Source organism: Corynebacterium glyciniphilum AJ 3170 (assembly GCF_000626675.1).
Taxonomy (GTDB): Bacteria; Actinomycetota; Actinomycetes; order Mycobacteriales; family Mycobacteriaceae; genus Corynebacterium; species Corynebacterium glyciniphilum.
On the sequence record NZ_CP006842.1, the window covers coordinates 1801436 to 1817658 of the forward strand.

13 protein-coding genes are annotated in these 16223 nt (G+C 67.4%); 9 read left to right on the plus strand and 4 right to left on the minus strand.

Going from position 1 to position 16223, the window contains the following annotated elements:
- Positions 1–10: 10 nt before the first annotated feature.
- The 9 genes from uvrC (at position 11) to secG (ending at position 11604) form a co-directional block, all read left to right on the plus strand.
- A complete protein-coding gene (gene uvrC, locus CGLY_RS08485; protein WP_038548533.1) occupies positions 11–2104 on the plus strand; it encodes an excinuclease ABC subunit UvrC in 2094 nt (697 codons plus the stop codon).
- Between the two features lie 9 nt (positions 2105–2113).
- The gene (gene rapZ, locus CGLY_RS08490) at positions 2114–3058 is read left to right on the plus strand and encodes an RNase adapter RapZ (RefSeq protein WP_052539918.1); all 945 of its coding nucleotides are present in this window, start codon (positions 2114–2116) and stop codon (positions 3056–3058) included.
- Positions 3055–4140, plus strand: a complete 1086-nt coding sequence (locus tag CGLY_RS08495) for a gluconeogenesis factor YvcK family protein (RefSeq protein WP_081803841.1) — start codon at positions 3055–3057, stop codon at positions 4138–4140. Before rapZ ends, CGLY_RS08495 begins: the two co-directional genes overlap by 4 nt.
- Complete coding sequence (gene whiA, locus CGLY_RS08500; RefSeq protein ID WP_052539920.1) at positions 4124–5167, plus strand: DNA-binding protein WhiA; 1044 nt, start codon at positions 4124–4126, stop codon at positions 5165–5167. Before CGLY_RS08495 ends, whiA begins: the two co-directional genes overlap by 17 nt.
- Positions 5168–5244: 77 nt before the next feature.
- Positions 5245–6252 carry a type I glyceraldehyde-3-phosphate dehydrogenase gene (gap, locus tag CGLY_RS08505; RefSeq protein ID WP_038548536.1) on the plus strand — a complete coding sequence of 336 codons (1008 nt, stop codon included), beginning with the start codon at positions 5245–5247 and terminating at the stop codon, positions 6250–6252.
- A gap of 141 nt (positions 6253–6393) precedes the next feature.
- Positions 6394–7605 carry a phosphoglycerate kinase gene (locus CGLY_RS08510; RefSeq protein ID WP_038548539.1) on the plus strand — a complete coding sequence of 404 codons (1212 nt, stop codon included), beginning with the start codon at positions 6394–6396 and terminating at the stop codon, positions 7603–7605.
- A 12-nt stretch (positions 7606–7617) separates the two neighbouring features.
- Positions 7618–8400: a triose-phosphate isomerase gene (gene tpiA, locus CGLY_RS08515; protein WP_038548542.1), complete on the plus strand. Its 783-nt coding sequence runs from the start codon at positions 7618–7620 to the stop codon at positions 8398–8400.
- A gap of 99 nt (positions 8401–8499) precedes the next feature.
- Positions 8500–11283 carry a phosphoenolpyruvate carboxylase gene (gene ppc / locus CGLY_RS08520; RefSeq protein ID WP_174411439.1) on the plus strand — a complete coding sequence of 928 codons (2784 nt, stop codon included), beginning with the start codon at positions 8500–8502 and terminating at the stop codon, positions 11281–11283.
- An 81-nt stretch (positions 11284–11364) separates the two neighbouring features.
- On the plus strand, positions 11365–11604 hold the full coding sequence (gene secG, locus CGLY_RS08525) for a preprotein translocase subunit SecG (RefSeq protein ID WP_038548547.1): 240 nt from the start codon (positions 11365–11367) through the stop codon (positions 11602–11604).
- 71 nt (positions 11605–11675) lie between these two features.
- Here the strand turns inward: secG and pgl are convergent, their stop codons facing one another.
- The 4 genes from pgl to tal are packed head-to-tail and all read right to left on the minus strand — an operon-like array spanning position 11676 to position 16154.
- Complete coding sequence (pgl, locus tag CGLY_RS08530; protein ID WP_038548550.1) at positions 11676–12479, minus strand: 6-phosphogluconolactonase; 804 nt, start codon at positions 12477–12479, stop codon at positions 11676–11678.
- On the minus strand, positions 12476–13528 hold the full coding sequence (locus CGLY_RS08535) for a glucose-6-phosphate dehydrogenase assembly protein OpcA (protein ID WP_052540815.1): 1053 nt from the start codon (positions 13526–13528) through the stop codon (positions 12476–12478). The genes pgl and CGLY_RS08535 overlap by 4 nt, the downstream gene beginning before the upstream one ends.
- A complete protein-coding gene (gene zwf, locus CGLY_RS08540; RefSeq protein ID WP_038548553.1) occupies positions 13528–15063 on the minus strand; it encodes a glucose-6-phosphate dehydrogenase in 1536 nt (511 codons plus the stop codon). Before zwf ends, CGLY_RS08535 begins: the two co-directional genes overlap by 1 nt.
- Complete coding sequence (gene tal / locus CGLY_RS08545) at positions 15060–16154, minus strand: transaldolase (protein WP_038548556.1); 1095 nt, start codon at positions 16152–16154, stop codon at positions 15060–15062. Before tal ends, zwf begins: the two co-directional genes overlap by 4 nt.
- Positions 16155–16223 lie beyond the last annotated feature (69 nt).

Genomic DNA, 16223 nt, shown 5'->3' on the forward strand with positions numbered 1-16223 from the left:
CTTCGAGTCCATGGCCGACCCCGCCTCCTACCGCCCCGCTCCCGGAACGATCCCCACCAGCCCGGGGGTCTACACGTTCCGTGACTCCGACGACCGCGTCATCTACGTCGGCAAGGCGAAGAACCTGCGGAGCAGGCTGTCCAACTACTTCCAGGACCCCGGGCACCTCGAGCCGCGCATCCGCACCATGGTGCACACCGCCGACCACGTGCAGTGGACCGTGGTGGCCAGTGAGATCGAGGCCCTGAACCTCGAGTACACCTGGATCAAGAAGTTCGCCCCCCGGTTCAACGTGATGTACCGGGACGACAAGACCTACCCCATGCTCGCGGTGAGCGTGAAGGAGAGGTTCCCCCGGGCGTTCCTCTACCGGGGTCCGCGCAAAAAGGGCGTGCGCTACTTCGGGCCGTACCCTAAGGCCTGGGCGATCCGGGACACCCTGGAGTCCCTGACCCGCGTCTTCCCGGTACGCACCTGCACCGCCGGGGTGTACCGCCGCCACGAGCAGCTGGGACGGCCGTGCCTGCTCGGCTACATCGACCGCTGCTCGGCCCCGTGCGTGGGCCGGGTCTCGCCGTCGGAGCACATGGATCTGGTCGACGGGTTCTGCTCCTTCCTCGCCGGCGGCAACACCGACCGGGTGATCCGTGACGTCCGCGGCGAGATGACCGACGCGGCCGAGAACCTCGACTTCGAACGCGCCGCCTCCCTGCGCGACCAGCTCGGGGCGATGGAGAAGACCGTGGAGAAACAGTCCGTGGTCTTCTCCGACGACACCGACGCCGACCTCGTCGCCGTGGCCAGCGACGAACTGGAGGCTGCCGTGCAGGTCTTCCACGTCCGCGGTGGACGTATCCGCGGCCAGCGCGGCTGGGTCGTGGAGAAGAAGGCGTCCACCGACGACAGCATCGACGGTGGTGCTGGCTCTGCCACCGGCGCCGACAGTGCCGACGGTGCAGGTGACGCCGGTGACACCACCTGGCCCACCCTGCTGGAGGATTTCCTCACCCAGTTCTACGGAGAGAACGCCGAACTGGCCAATGCCACCGAGTCCGCGGTGGGCGGAAACTCCCGGGTCAGTGAGCCTGACGGCGTGACCCTGGAGCCGGTGCCCCGCGAGATCCTCGTGCCGGTCCTGCCCACCAACCGTGACCGCCTCACCGACTGGCTCAGCGTCCTACGCGGTGCGCGGGTGACCCTGCGCGTGCCCCAGCGCGGTGACAAACGCTCGCTCATGGAGACCGCGACCACCAACGCCACCCAGGCGCTGCGCCAGCACAAGATCGCCCGCGCCGGTGACCTCACCACCCGCTCGGCCGCACTGCAGGAACTGCAGGAGGCACTGTGGATGGACGATTCCCCGCTGCGCATCGAGTGCACCGACATCTCCCACATCCAGGGCACCGACGTCGTCGCCAGCCTGGTGGTGTTCGAGGACGGACTGCCGCGGAAGTCCGACTACCGCCGCTACCGCATCCGGGAGGCCGCCGGTGACGGACACTCCGACGACGTGGCCTCGATCGCCGAGGTCGTCCGGCGCCGCTTCAAACGCCACCACAGGGACCGCACCGCCGTGCCCGAGGGGGACGATGGTGGTGACCTGCTCGACGGCGAGGTCACCGTGGAGCAGGCCGAGGCCGGGTCGAAGAAGTTCGCCTACCCGCCGCAGCTCTTCGTCGTCGACGGCGGAAAACCACAGGTCAATGCCGCCCAGGAGGTCCTCGATGAGCTCGGAGTCACCGACGTCACGCTGGTGGGGGTGGCCAAACGCCTCGAGGAACTGTGGGTGCCCGGCGACGAGTACCCGGTGATCCTGCCCCGTAACTCGCAGGCGCTGTACCTCATCCAGCAGCTGCGCGACGAGGCGCACCGCTTCGCGATCACCTTCCACCGCGCCAGCCGCGGCAAGAGGATGACCCGTTCCGCCCTCGACGAGGTCAAGGGACTGGGCCCGAAGCGGCGGGCCGAACTGGTGAAGACCTTCGGCTCGGTGGCCAAGGTCCGCGAGGCCGGTGTAGGGGGAATATCACAGGTGCCGGGCTTCGGACCGGCGCTGGCCGAAGCGGTCATCGACGCCCTGACGCAACCGGAGGGTTCGGTCTAGAATCGTGGCATGAACGATGCCACCCGAGACACGGGAACGCGACCTGACCAGCAGGAGGCGTCGCTGGTCCTCATCACCGGGATGTCGGGCGCCGGCCGTAAGGAGGCCGCCACCGTCCTGGAGGAGCTGGGCTGGTACGTCGCCGACAACCTCCCGCCGGAGCTGATCATGCGCATGGTCGAGCTCAGCTTCGAGTCCGACTCGCCGGTGGAACGCCTGGCCGTGGTCACCGACGTGCGCTCCCGCGACTTCGTCGGCTCGCTGACCGAGGTGCTCTCCAGCCTGCACGACTCCGGCCGACGCCCCGTGGTGCTCTACCTCGACGCCGACGACCGCACCCTCATCCGCCGCTACGGTCGCGTCCGACGCACCCACCCGCTGCAGGGCAATGAGACCCTGCAGGCCGGCATCGACCGGGAGCGCGAGATGATGGAGGGTATCCGTCAACGAGCCGACCTCGTCGTAGACACCTCCGGTACCAGCGTGCACGATCTACGCCGTAACCTCGAAGGCTACTTCGAGGCCCTGTCCGACCGGCGCGAGCACATCACCGTGCAGTCCTTCGGCTTCAAGAACGGCGCCCCGCGCGACGTCGACATCATGATGGACGCCCGCTTCCTGCCGAACCCGCACTGGGAGGAGGACCTGCGTGACTACAGCGGACTCGACACGCCAGTCGCCGAGTTCGTCCTGTCACGCCCCGAGGCCACGGAGTACCTCGACCTCCTGGAGCAGCTCGTGACCACAGCATTGCCCGGGTACCGCCGAGAGGGAAAGCGGTTCATTACCCTCGCCATCGGCTGCACCGGAGGACAGCACCGCAGCCCTGCGGTGGCCGAGGCCATCGCCGCGCGTCTCGCGGCGAATCCAGACCTGGACGTCCGTACCATCCACCGAGACCTCGAACCCGGACGACCCGGGCGCACCAGCGCCGGTAAGGGAGCCACCGCATGAGCGACACGACAACCGACCCCGCCGGCACCAGCCTCGGACGTATCACCGCGCTCGGCGGTGGCCACGGCCTGTTCGCCACGTTGCGCTCGGCCCGAGCCGCCGCAGATTACGTCACCGCCGTCGTCACCGTCGCCGACGACGGCGGATCCTCCGGACGAATGCGCCGCGAACTCGGCTCGCTGCCACCGGGCGACTTGCGTATGGCACTGGCCGCCCTGGTCCGCGACACTCCGCGCGGCCACCTGTGGGAACGGACCCTTCAACACCGTTTCTCCGGGCATGGAGCGTTGGCTGGTCATGCAGTGGGCAACCTGGTGCTCACCGGGCTCTCCGAGGTCCTGGGCTCCAGCATCGAGGCACTCGACGAACTCAGTGACCTGCTTGGCGTCCGCGGACGGGTCCTTCCCATGTCCCCCGAACCGCTCGACCTGGAGGCCGAGGTCCAGGGCATCGGCGATGACCCCCGTGAAGTGAACTCCGTGCGGGGCCAGGTGGCCGTCGCCTCCACCCTGGGGCAGGTCCGTCGTGTCCGTCTGATCCCGCAGAACCCGGAGGCCTCTCCCGAGGCCGTCCAGGCGATTCTCGACGCCGACCTGGTGACCCTGGGCCCGGGATCCTGGTTCTCCTCGGTGATCCCACACCTGCTGATGCCCGGCATCGTCGACGCCCTCGCCGACACCACCGCCACCCGCGCGGTGATCATGAACCTCGTCGCCGAACCAGGGGAGACCAGTGGCTTCTCCATGGAACGGCATATTCACATGCTGCTGCAGCACTGTCCCACCCTCACCGTCGACGTCGTCGTCGTCGACACCTCGGTGCTGCTGCCCGGCAATGAGCGCCGCCACATGGAACGTGCCGCCGCACGGCTGGGGGCAACCGTCCTCTACCGCAACGTGCGTGAGGACGACGACCGCGGTCGATGGACCGACCGGCATTCCTCCGAGAAGCTCGCCGGTGTGCTGCGTGAGCTCGCCGACTGGGACCGACCCACCACCGCCACGGTAGGATCACCCGGTACACACGACGAGCCGGGGCATCCGGAGGAAAGGGGCGACAGCCACAGTGGCACTGACGTCTGAGGTGAAGGATGAGCTGGCCAGGGTCACCGAGACCCGGCCGGAAGTCATGACCGCCGAGGTCTCGGGCCTGCTGCGCTACTGCGCGGGCCTGCACCTGGTGGCCGGACAGATCGTCGTAGAGGCGGAAGTCGACAGCGGCGCCACCGCCCGACGGGTCTCCCGCGTCGTCGAGGAGCTCTTCGACCTCACCGCCGAACTGCAGGTCGTCGGGGGCGGTAACCTGCGCAACTCCTCACGGTACGTCCTGCGCTGGGCACGCGGCGGCACCGAACTGGCCCGCCGGACCGGCCTGATCGACCGGGCGGGGCGCCCGGTGCGCGGGCTACCGCCGTACATCATCGGCGGGACCGCCGACCAGTGCACCGCTGCGTGGCGGGGGGCGTTCCTGGCCCGCGGCTCGCTGACCGAGCCGGGCCGCTCATCCTCGCTGGAGGTCACCACCCCCGGCAATGAGGCCGCACTCGCCCTGGTGGGTGCGGCCCGACGGATCGGGGTCACCGCGAAGACCAAGGAGACCCGTGGCGTGATCCGGGTGGTCATCCGCGACGGGGAGACCATCGGCGACCTGCTCACCCGGATGGGGGCCCAACGCACCCGCCTGGACTGGGAGGAACAGCGCATGCGTCGCGAGGTGCGCGCCACCGCCAACCGGCTGGCCAACTTCGACGACGCCAACCTGCGCCGCTCCGCCCGCGCCGCAGTCGTCGCCGCCGCCCGGGTGGACCGGGCGCTGACCATCCTCGGCGACGACGTGCCCGACCATCTGGTGCAGGCCGGTACGTTGCGCGTCCAGCACCGCCAGGCGTCGCTGGAGGAACTGGGCCAGCTCGCTGATCCGCAGATGACCAAGGACGCGGTGGCCGGCCGGATCCGCCGCCTGCTCACCATGGCTGACCAGCGTGCCGCGGAGCTCGGCATCCCCGACACCCACGCAGCCGTCACCGACGACATCTTCGACCTCGACGATGTTGATGCTGTCGGCGACGACGATAAGCGGATCACCTCGGACGACACCGACGGCGAATAGCGCCACGGCACCCTGCCCGATTCCGCTGTAGTCTGGACAGCGGCAACTCACCACTCATCGAGAACAGGAGCTTCATCGTGACGGTACGGGTAGGAATCAACGGGTTCGGCAGGATCGGCCGCAACTTCTTCCGCGCTCTCCGCGAAAGCGGCGCAGACCTTGAGGTCGTCGCCTTCAACGACCTCACCGACAACAAGACCCTGGCCAACCTGCTGAAGTACGACTCCATCCTGGGGCGTCTGGACGCCGAGGTCAGTTACGACGACGAGTCCATCACCGTGGACGGCAAGCGCATCGTCGTCACCGCCGAGCGCGATCCCCAGAACCTCACGTGGGGCGAGCTGGACGTCGACATCGTCATCGAGTCCACCGGCTTCTTCACCGACGCGACCGCCGCCAAGGCGCACATCGACGCAGGCGCCAAGAAGGTCATCATCTCCGCACCGGCGAAGAACGAGGACGCGACGTTCGTCGTCGGTGTGAACCACACCGACTACGACCCGGCGAAGCACACCATCATCTCCAATGCCTCGTGCACCACCAACTGTCTGGCGCCGATGGCGAAGGTGCTCGACGAGGAGTTCGGCATCGTCAAGGGTCTGATGACCACCATCCACGCCTACACCGGCGACCAGCGCCTGCACGACGCCCCCCACAAGGACCTGCGTCGTGCCCGTGCCGCGGCCCTGAACATCGTGCCGACCTCCACTGGTGCCGCCAAGGCCGTGTCCCTGGTACTCCCGCAGCTCAAGGGCAAGCTGGACGGCTACGCCCTGCGTGTGCCGGTGCCCACCGGTTCGGTGACTGACCTGACCTTCGAGGCGTCCTCCGACGTCACTGTCGATCAGGTAAACGCCGCCATTAAGAAGCATGCCGAGGGCGAGCTCAAGGGCGTTCTGGCGTACTCCGACGATGAGCCGCTGGTCTCCACCGATATCGTGGGCGACTCACACTCCTCGATCTTCGACTCCGGGCTGACCAAGGTGATCGGCAACCAGGTCAAGGTCGTGTCCTGGTACGACAATGAGTGGGGCTACTCCCGCCGCCTGGTCGATCTCGCCGCCTACGTCGGTGAGCGGCTCTAGGGTCATCCAGTAGTCTGGTAGCAGTACCGGCCGGTTCCACCGGTCCCGCGGCGGGTCGGCACATGCCGACCCGCCGTCACCTTGTCCGCACTCTTCGTTATCGCACCCCAGCCACCCCACGTACCCCAGGAGACTGAAGCCATGACCGTGAAGACCATCGACGACCTCATCGCCGACGGCGTCGAGGGACGACACGTCCTCGTCCGCGCCGACCTGAACGTCCCTCTCAAGGACGGCGACATCACCGACCCCGGCCGTATCGATGCCTCCGTACCAACGCTGCGCCGCCTGATCGACGCCGGCGCCCGCGTCATCGTCACCGCCCACCTCGGCCGCCCGAAGGGCGAAGTCAACCCGGAGTTCTCCCTGGCGCCGGTCGCCGAGGCCCTCGCCGAGCGTCTCGACCAGTGGGTACCCCTGGCTCAGGACGTCACCGGTGAGGATGCCCACGAGCGTGCCAACGGCCTCAACGACGGCGACATCCTCCTGCTGGAGAATGTACGTTTCGATGCCCGGGAAACCTCCAAGGACGAGGCCGAGCGCCAGGCCTTCGCCACCGAGCTCGCCGCCCTGACCGGTGACAACGGAGCATTCGTCTCTGACGGCTTCGGTGTGGTGCACCGTCGTCAGGCCTCCGTCTACGACGTCGCGGCACTGCTGCCGCACTACGCCGGCGGTCTGGTGCAGTCCGAACTCGAGGTGCTCAAGACGGTATCCGAGAACCCGGCACAGCCCTACGTCGTCGTCCTCGGTGGTTCGAAGGTCTCCGACAAGCTCGGAGTCATCGAGGCGCTCGCCCCCAAGGTCGACACCCTGATCATCGGTGGCGGCATGTGTTTCACCTTCCTCGCTGCGCAGGGGCACTCCGTGGGCACCTCTCTGCTCCAGGAGGACATGATCGACACCTGCCGCGACCTGCTGTCCCGCTTCGGCGACGTCATCTCCCTGCCCACCGACGTCGTCGTGGCCCCCGAGTTCGCCGCCGATGCACCGGCCAGCACGGTCGCCGCCGACGCCATCCCCGACGGCCAGATGGGTCTCGATATCGGGCCGGACTCCGTAGCCGCCTTCGCCGGGACCCTCGGTGCAGCCAAGACCGTCTTCTGGAACGGCCCGATGGGCGTCTTCGAATTCCCCACCTTCGCCGACGGCACCAGGGGAGTGGCCGAAGCCATCATCTCCGCCACCGGAGCCGGGGCCTTCTCCGTCGTCGGTGGCGGCGATTCTGCCGCCGCGGTGCGGACTCTGGGCCTCGACGAGGACGGCTTCAGCCACATCTCCACCGGTGGCGGTGCCTCCCTCGAGTTCCTCGAGGGCAAGGAACTGCCCGGTATCACCGTTCTCGAAAACTGAGGAGCACCCACCATGTCACGCACCCCCCTGATCGCCGGCAACTGGAAGATGAACCTCAATCACCTGGAAGCTATCCAGGTGGTCCAGAAGTTCGCCTTCGCCCTGCCCAAGGACTACTACGAGCACGTCGACGTCGCCGTGATCCCGCCGTTCACCGACATCCGCAGCGTGCAGACCGTCGTCGACGGTGAGAAGATCCCGCTGACCTACGGGGCGCAGGACGTCTCCGTCCACGAGTCCGGTGCCTACACCGGTGAGGTCTCCGCCGCCATGCTCGCCAAGCTCGGCTGCAGCTGGGCCGTGGTCGGTCACTCCGAGCGTCGTCAGTACCACGGGGAGGACGACGCCACCGTCGCCGCGAAGGCCAAGGCCGCCCTCGGCTCCGGTCTCGCCCCGATCGTGTGCGTCGGCGAGCCCCTGGAGGTCCGCGAGTCCGGCGAGCACGTCAGCTACGTCGTCGACCAGACCCGCGCCTCGCTGGAGGGACTGTCTGCCGCCGATCTCGGTCGCGTCGTCATCGCCTACGAGCCGGTATGGGCCATCGGTACCGGCAAGGTCGCTTCCGCCGCTGACGCCCAGGAGGTCTGTGCGGCGATCCGTGGACTCATCGGCGAGCTGGCTGACCAGCAGACCGCCGCCGGCATGCGCATCCTCTACGGTGGCTCTGTCAAGACCGACTCCGTCGCCGAAATCGTCGGCCAGCCCGACGTGGACGGTGGACTCGTCGGAGGTGCCAGCCTTGACGGCGAGGATTTCGCACGGCTGTGCGCTGCCGCTGCGAAGGCGGGCAGCTAAAGGCACAATGGGGGAATGACTTCCCCCTTCGATGATTCTGACACGACGGTGCCCGGCACCGCCATCCCCGTCGTCCCGCCGTCCCGGGACGAGCCGGAGATCGTCCCCGGGCTGAGGCAGGATCTGCGCTACCTGGGCGCGATCCTCGGCGACGTCATCCGGGAGCAGGAAGGGGAGGATGTCCTCGCTCTCGTCGAGGACACCCGCAAGGACGCCTTTAGCGTCCGGCACGGCGACGGCAACCTCGCCGACCTCGCCGATCGCCTGCAGAACCTCCCGTCGGACCGGTCCCTTCCGCTGATCCGGGCGTTCTCCCACTTCGCGCTGCTGGCCAATCTTGCCGAGGACCTCCACGAGGAACGCCTGCGTGAGCGTCTCGCCGACGAGGGGGAGCCTCCGCACCGTGCGACGCTGCAGGCCGCGTGGCAGTCCCTCGACGAGGGTGGTGTGACCGCCGATGAGGTTTCCGCGGTGATGGACTCCGCCTACGTCGCCCCCGTACTCACCGCACACCCCACCGAGACCCGCCGCCGCACCGTCTTCGACGTGCAGTGGGACATCACTCGGTTGATGCGTAACCGTGGGCGCATCCTCAACGCCGGCCGGACCGCGCGCAGTGACGAACGCCTCGCCGGCATCGACCGCAACATCCGTCGTCGTGTCACCATCCTGTGGCAGACCGCGCTGATCCGCTCGGTGCGCCCCCGCATCGAGGACGAGATCAACGTCGGACTCCGCTACTTTACCATCAGCCTGCTGCAGGAGATCCCCCAGATCAACCAGCGGGTCACCCGTGAGCTACGGGAACGCTACGGTGCCGACGTCCCCTCGACACCGGTGGTGCGCCCCGGCAGCTGGATCGGCGGCGACCACGACGGCAACCCCTTCGTCACCGGAGACACCGTCGACTACGCGACGTCCCGGGCCGCCCAGACCGTCTTCGACTGGTACCTCGGCCAGCTCCACGACCTCGAGCACGAACTCAGTCTCTCCAGCCGCCTCACCAGCGTCACCCCCGACCTGGACGACCTCGCCGACAACGGCCACAATGACGTCCCGTCCCGGGTCGACGAACCCTACCGACGTGCGGTCCACGGCATCCGAGGCAGGATCGCCGCCACGGCCACCGCCCGACTCAGCGACATCGTCCACCCGGACACCGACAGCCTCGGGCCCTACGAGCCTTATGCCGAGGCCAGCGATTTCCTCGCCGACCTGCACACCGTTGAGGCCTCGCTGCGCGCCAGCGCCGACGACCTGATCGCCGATCACCGCCTGGCGACGGTCATCGCCGCCGCCCGGTCCTTCGGCTTCCACCTCAGCAGCCTCGACCTGCGGCAGAACTCCGAGAGCTTCGAGAGCATTCTCACCGAAATGTTCACCCGCGCCGGCGTCACCGACCATACCGCCGACTACAGCACCCTTGATGAGCACGACCGCGTCGAACTGCTGACCCGGGAGCTGCACTCGCCACGCCCGCTCACCGACCCGCGGGCTCGCTGGAGTGAGATGACGGAACGCGAACTCGGGATCTTCCGCGCCGCCGCGGACGCCGTCGACCGGCTCGGCCCCGAGGCCGTCCCGCACTGCATCATCTCCATGGCGTCCAGCGTCTCCGACATCCTCGAACCGATGATCCTGCTCAAGGAAGTCGGCCTCATCGATGTCACCGACGGAGTGGCCACCGGTGGGGTAGACGTGATCCCACTCTTCGAGACCATCGACGATCTCGCCCACGGCGCCACAGTCATGGCCGAGCTGTGGAGTCACCAGTTCTACCGCGACTACGTGACCCAGCGCGGCGGGATCCAGGAGATCATGCTCGGCTACTCCGACTCCAACAAGGACGGCGGCTATTTCGCCGCGAACTGGGGTCTCTACGATGCCGAGCTCGCCCTCGTCGCCGCCGCCCGCGAGGCCGGAGTCGGACTGCGACTGTTCCACGGACGTGGAGGCACAGTCGGACGGGGTGGTGGCCCCAGCCACGAGGCGATCCTCGCCCAGCCCGAAGGCGCGGTGCAGGGCAGCGTCCGGATCACCGAACAGGGCGAGATCATCTCCGCCAAGTACGGTGTGCCGTCGGTCGCCCGGCGCAACCTTGAAGCACTCGTCTCGGCAACCCTGGAAGCCAGCCTGCTACCCGTCGACCGCATCAAGGAGCCCGACCGCGCCTACACGGCCATGCGGGAGATCGCCGAGCTCTCGCGCACGGCCTATTCCGCGCTGATGCACGAGGACGACGGCTTCATCGACTACTTCACCTCCTCGACACCGCTGGCTGAGATCGGCAACCTCAACATCGGTTCCCGGCCCAGTTCACGCAAGCAGACCAGCAGTATCGCCGACCTGCGTGCCATCCCGTGGGTGCTGTCCTGGTCGCAGTCGCGCATCATGCTGCCGGGCTGGTTCGGGGTGGGGTCCGCCCTACGGGACTGGATCGCCGCCGGGGAGGACACAGACGGCCAGGAAACCAGAGGGCGGCTGGAGTATCTGCGTGAGCTGCACCGCACCTGGCCGTTCTTCCGCTCGGTGTTGTCGAATATGGCGCAGGTGATGGCCAAGGCCGATCTGTCGGTGGCGAAGCTCTACTCCCGACTGGTGCCGGACGCAGACGACGCCGAACGCATCTACGACACCATCGTCGAGGAGTTCCATCTCACCGTGCGGATGTGTCTGGAGATCACCGGCCAGGACAGCCTGCTCGCGGACAACCCTGCCCTGGCCCTGTCGGTGCGTAACCGGTTCCCGTATCTGCTTCCGCTCAACCTGCTGCAGTTGGAGCTGCTGCGCCGCTACCGCGCCGGTGACCGGAGCGACGACGTGCTCGACGGCATCCGGTTGACGATGAACGGGCTGGCGACCGGGCTGCGTAACTCCGGGTAGTGTCGCAGGTGTCCCGTACACCAGAGTTGGGCTATGATGGTGTGGTTATCGCATGGCCCCGACCGACGTAAGGCAGTTCGCATGGTTCTCTCCCTCCAGATCGTTCTGGTGGTCACCAGCCTCATCCTGGGGCTGTCCGTTCTTCTCCACAAGGGGAAGGGTGGCGGTCTGTCGAGCCTCTTCGGTGGCGGTATGCAGTCGAGCCTGTCCGGCTCCACGGTCGTGGAGAAGAACCTCGACCGGCTGACGGTCACCACCGCCGTGATCTGGATCGCCGCCATCGTCGGGCTGAACCTGGTCGTCCACTACAACGTGGGCTGACCGACAGCCGGACATACGACAAGGCCGCTCCCGGTACCGGGAGCGGCCTTGTCGTATGTATGCTGGTCGTCTCAGCGCGGATCTGCCGCTGCATCGACATGCAGGACGGTCCGCCGGGCCCCCGACACCCCGGCGGCCGGCCATTGGGCAGGATCCGTGCCGGACACGACCTCGTCGGCCGCCTCACGCTTGGCCTCACCGGTGACCAGGAGCCAGACCTCTGTCGACGCGTGGATCGCCTCGAGGGTCAGTGACACCCGCTCGGCCGGGGGTTTGGGGCAGTCGCGCACCGCAACCACCAGCGTCCCGGGCTCGGGACTGAGGTCACCGGTGTTCGGGAAGAGGGAATTGACGTGTCCTTCCGGTCCCATCCCCAACAGATGCAGGTCGAATCCGTCGGGGGCGAAGGCCGCCACCGCCTCGGCGTATTCCACCGCTGCGGCGTCGAGGCCCGATCCGTCGGCTGGCTCACCGTCGCGGGGGACAGCGACACGGTGCACGTTCACCTCGGGAATGTCCACGTGGGAGAGGAGTTCAGTCTCAGCCAGCTCATCGTTGCGTGCGGTGGCCCCACTGGTGCCCGACGGGACGAAACGCTCGTCGCCGAAGAAGACATGCACCTTGCCCCAGTCGACGGCGGTGACGGGGAAGGAATCAGCGGCAACACGGGCCGCATGGTCGAGTGCGGCGAGCTCCCGCAGCACCGCACCACCGGCCCCGCCACCGGTGAGCACGATCCGGGCGAAGCCGTCGTCGCTGACTCCACCGTCACGCTGGACGCCGGCCAGCAGCTCAACAATCTCCCGGGCGACGCCGTGAGCGAGATCATCGCCGGTCTTCCACCCTCTGACCTCGAGGTTCCGTGTGTCGCTCATCGCGTGCTCTCCTGTGCAGAAAAAGGGATCGAGGCACTCATACCGTCTCGCGGAGTCCGGACGCGTGGCAGACCGTGCAGCGCCTGGCCGAACGCACGGTCCGGTTCGAGATGGCGCAGCTCCTCTGCGAGACAGTCACCGACGTGGCGTCGGGAGAGGTTCACAAGCGTATCCGTCCCCACACCCGTGCTCACCCGCACGGAGCGGTGATTGACCACCGTGAGTTCCACCGTGCCCTCCGTGCAGTAGATGATGGTGCGCTGGATCGGCGACATCGGCTCGCCCTCGTCGTCGAGTGGCACCGCAGGAGAGCCGTCGGCGCAGCGGGTCACCGGGACATTGAGACGATCGGCAAGCCACCCTGCAGCGATGTCGACGGCCGGGTCATCGGCGGGGCCGGACACCTCCGCGGACTGGATAGTGTCCCCGGCACGTTGGTCGAGCGCACTGGACAGCAGCCCACGCCACGGCGTGATCCGGCTCCACACCAGATCCGAGTCGCCCAGTGCATAACCGATACGGCGGCGGAAGATCGCTTCGGCGCCCCGCCCCGCAGCCGCGTCGGCGAAGCTGTCGGTGATACGACGGGTCGCCAGGGCGCCCAGCGAATCGGCGGCCGGGTTCCGGGGAGAGGTGAACGGCCACCACACGACAACCGGGGTGTCCGGAAGCAGCAGGGGAGTGACCGCATTGTCCGCATGATCGGCGAGTGCGCCGTGCAGTCGCATGAGGATCATCTCGGAAGCGCCCGCCGTACCTCCCAGGTGGATCGCGGCGTCCATGCTGACGTCGGTGGTCGACCGGTCGTGGACCACGAAGATAACGCGCGCGGGATGTTCACGGGACGCATCGACGGTGGCGTTGACCACGGTGTCGAGGTCCTCTTCAGAACGCACCGAGACGATGAGGGTCAGAACCCGACCGGTGGCGATCTCGCCGCGCTCTTCGCGCAGACGGTGCAGCTGGTCGGTCAACTCGTGGGTGGTCGTGGTGCCCAGGTCGACGACGGCGGCGTGATCGCCGGCATCGGTGAATGTAGTCAATGGCATCAGGGACGCCTCCATTTCCTGCCGTGTCGGGACAGCATCCGGTCGGCACCGGAGGGACCCCAGGTACCGGACTCGTAGTCTTCGGGACGTCCTGCGGTGGCCCAGTAGTTCAGCACCGGATCCAGGATCCGCCAGGATTCCTCGACCTCCTCGTTGGTGGGGAAGAGGCTGGCCTCGTCCAGCAGGGCGTCGAGGATGAGACGTTCGTAGGCTTCCGGCGACTGCTCGGTGAAAGCCTCGGAGTAGGAGAAGTCCATGTTCACGTCCCGGACGTCCATGGCCGAGCCTGGAACCTTCGACCCGAACCGCAGGAGCACGCCCTCATCGGGCTGAACCCGGATGACCAGGACGTTCGACTTCTGCGCCTCAGTCTGTTCCGGGCTGAAGGACTGGTGGGGCGCGTCCTTGAAGACCAGTGCGATCTCCGTGACCCGACGGCCCAGCCGCTTACCCGTACGCAGGTGGAACGGCACACCGGCCCACCGTCGTGAATTGATCTCGAACGTGGCTGCAGCGTAAGTCTCCGTGGTGGATGCGGGGTCGAAACCCTCCTCCTCACGGAGCCCGGGAACGTACTCGGACCCCTGCCACCCGGCCGTGTACTGGCCCCGGGCCGTGGTCTGCGCAAACGGGCCGACCGGTCGGGTCGCCTTGAGAACCTTGAGTTTCTCTGCCTTGAGCTCGTCGGGGGAGAAGGTCACCGGCTCGTCCATCGCCACCAGCGCGAGCAGCTGCAGCAGGTGGTTCTGCATGACGTCCCGGGCCGCACCGATACCGTCGTAGTATCCGGCCCGGCCACCCAGGCCGATGTCCTCGGCCATGGTGATCTGCACGTGGTCGATGTAACCGGAGCTGAACAGCGGCTCGAACATCTGGTTGGCGAAACGCAGCACCAGGATGTTCTGGACGGTCTCCTTACCGAGGTAGTGGTCGATCCGGAAGACCGAGGACTCCGGGAACACGGAATTGACGATGCGGTTGAGTTCGGTGGCCGAATCCTCGTCATGACCGAAGGGCTTCTCGATGACCACGCGCTTCCAGCCGTCGGTGGAGTCCGCCAGCCCTGAACGTTCGAGCTGGTTGCAGACCTCGGAGAAGTACTGGGGCGGCACGGACAGGTAGTAGGCCCAGTTGCCGCCGGTGCCACGTTCCTCGTCCATACGGCGGGTCATGGCCGCCAGATCATCGAAGGCGGAGTCGGTGACGAAATCACCCTTGACGAACTGGATTCCGGCAGCGAGCTGCTCCCACACCGCCTGCCGCCAGGGAGTACGCACCCGGTCACGGACCGCATCGAGCACCTCCGCCTCGAACTCTTCCTTGGTCCAGTCCCGGCGTCCGTAGCCGATGAGGCTGAAGCCGGCGGGCAGCAGGCCGCGGTTGGCCAGATCGTAGACCGCCGGGAGGAGCTTACGACGCGCGAGGTCACCCGTCACGCCGAAAATCACCAGGCCACTGGGCCCGGCGATCCGCGGGACACGGCGGTCCGCAGAGTCTCGGAGAGGGTTCTCCCACAGGGGGGACTCGGAACTCACAGACGCTCCCCGATGGTGTCGAGCAACTCCTGCCAGGAGCTGACGAACTTCTCCACGCCCTCGTGCTCGAGAACGACGAAGACATCGTTGAGATCGACACCCAGATCCTCCAGCGCGGCGAAGACCTCGCGGGCATCGTCCCCGGTACCGCTGAGGGTGTCGCCGGAGACCGTGGCGTGGTCGAGGGTGGCGTTGAGGGTGTCCTCGGGCATGGTGTTCACCGTCTGCGGGCCGACGAGACCGGTGACGTACAGGGTGTCGGGGTAGTCGGGGTTCTTCACACCGGTGGATGCCCACAGCGGTCGCTGCGGGTGGGCGCCTGCGGCCTCCAACTGCTGCCAGCGCGAGTCCTGCACCAGGTCCGCGGCGAACGCCTCGTAGGCCAGGCGGGCGTTGGCCAGCCCAGCCTTGCCACGCACCGCCAAGGCGGCCGCCGTGCCGATCTCGTCGAGCCGACGGTCGATCTCAGTGTCGACGCGGGAGACGAAGAAACTGGCGACGGAGTGGATCGTCGCGACGTCGTGTCCGTTGGACTGCGCCTGGGCGATCCCCTCGATGAAGGCGGCAATGACCTGGCGGTAACGGTCGACGCTGAAGATCAGGGTGACATTCACGCTGATCCCGGCGGCCAGCACCTCGGTGATCGCCGGCAGGCACGCCTCGGTGGCGGGGATCTTGATCATCACGTTGTCGCGTCCGACATCCGCGTGCAGCTTCTTGGCCTGTGCCACCGTGGCCTCGCGGTCATCGGCGAGTCGGGGGTCGACCTCGATGGAGACGCGTCCGTCGACGCCGTCGGAGGCCGAGTGGACGGCGGCGAAGGCGTCGCAGGCGTTGCGGACGTCCTCGACGGCCATGGCGAACACAGCGTCGGTGACATCGGCGCCGGAGGTCTTGAGTTCGCCGACCTGGGCGTCGTAGGCAGTGCCCGCGGACATGGCCTTGGCGAAGATCGCCGGGTTGGTGGTGACCCCGACGATGCCGGAGTCGCTGATCAGCTCAGCAAGATTACCGGTGGTGAGTCGGTCGCGGGACAGGTCGTCCAGCCACACGGAGGTACCGGCGGCGGCGAGTTCGGTTACGTGGTTCACGGGTGATCAACCAGCTTTCTGTGCGTGGGTTTTCTGAGGGTGTCAGAGATGTGGTGACAGGTGGTGGTA

Excerpts from the sequence above, each read along its gene's own strand:
- uvrC (WP_038548533.1), top strand. The coding sequence starts at position 11 with ATGGCCGACCCCGCCTCCTACCGCCCCGCTCCCGGAACGATCCCCACC.
- CGLY_RS08495 (WP_081803841.1), top strand. The coding sequence starts at position 3,055 with ATGAGCGACACGACAACCGACCCCGCCGGCACCAGCCTCGGACGTATC.
- rapZ (WP_052539918.1), top strand. The coding sequence starts at position 2,114 with ATGAACGATGCCACCCGAGACACGGGAACGCGACCTGACCAGCAGGAG.
- secG (WP_038548547.1), top strand. The coding sequence starts at position 11,365 with ATGGTTCTCTCCCTCCAGATCGTTCTGGTGGTCACCAGCCTCATCCTG.
- tpiA (WP_038548542.1), top strand. The coding sequence starts at position 7,618 with ATGTCACGCACCCCCCTGATCGCCGGCAACTGGAAGATGAACCTCAAT.
- CGLY_RS08510 (WP_038548539.1), top strand. The coding sequence starts at position 6,394 with ATGACCGTGAAGACCATCGACGACCTCATCGCCGACGGCGTCGAGGGA.
- CGLY_RS08535 (WP_052540815.1), bottom strand. The coding sequence starts at position 13,528 with ATGCCATTGACTACATTCACCGATGCCGGCGATCACGCCGCCGTCGTC.
- pgl (WP_038548550.1), bottom strand. The coding sequence starts at position 12,479 with ATGAGCGACACACGGAACCTCGAGGTCAGAGGGTGGAAGACCGGCGAT.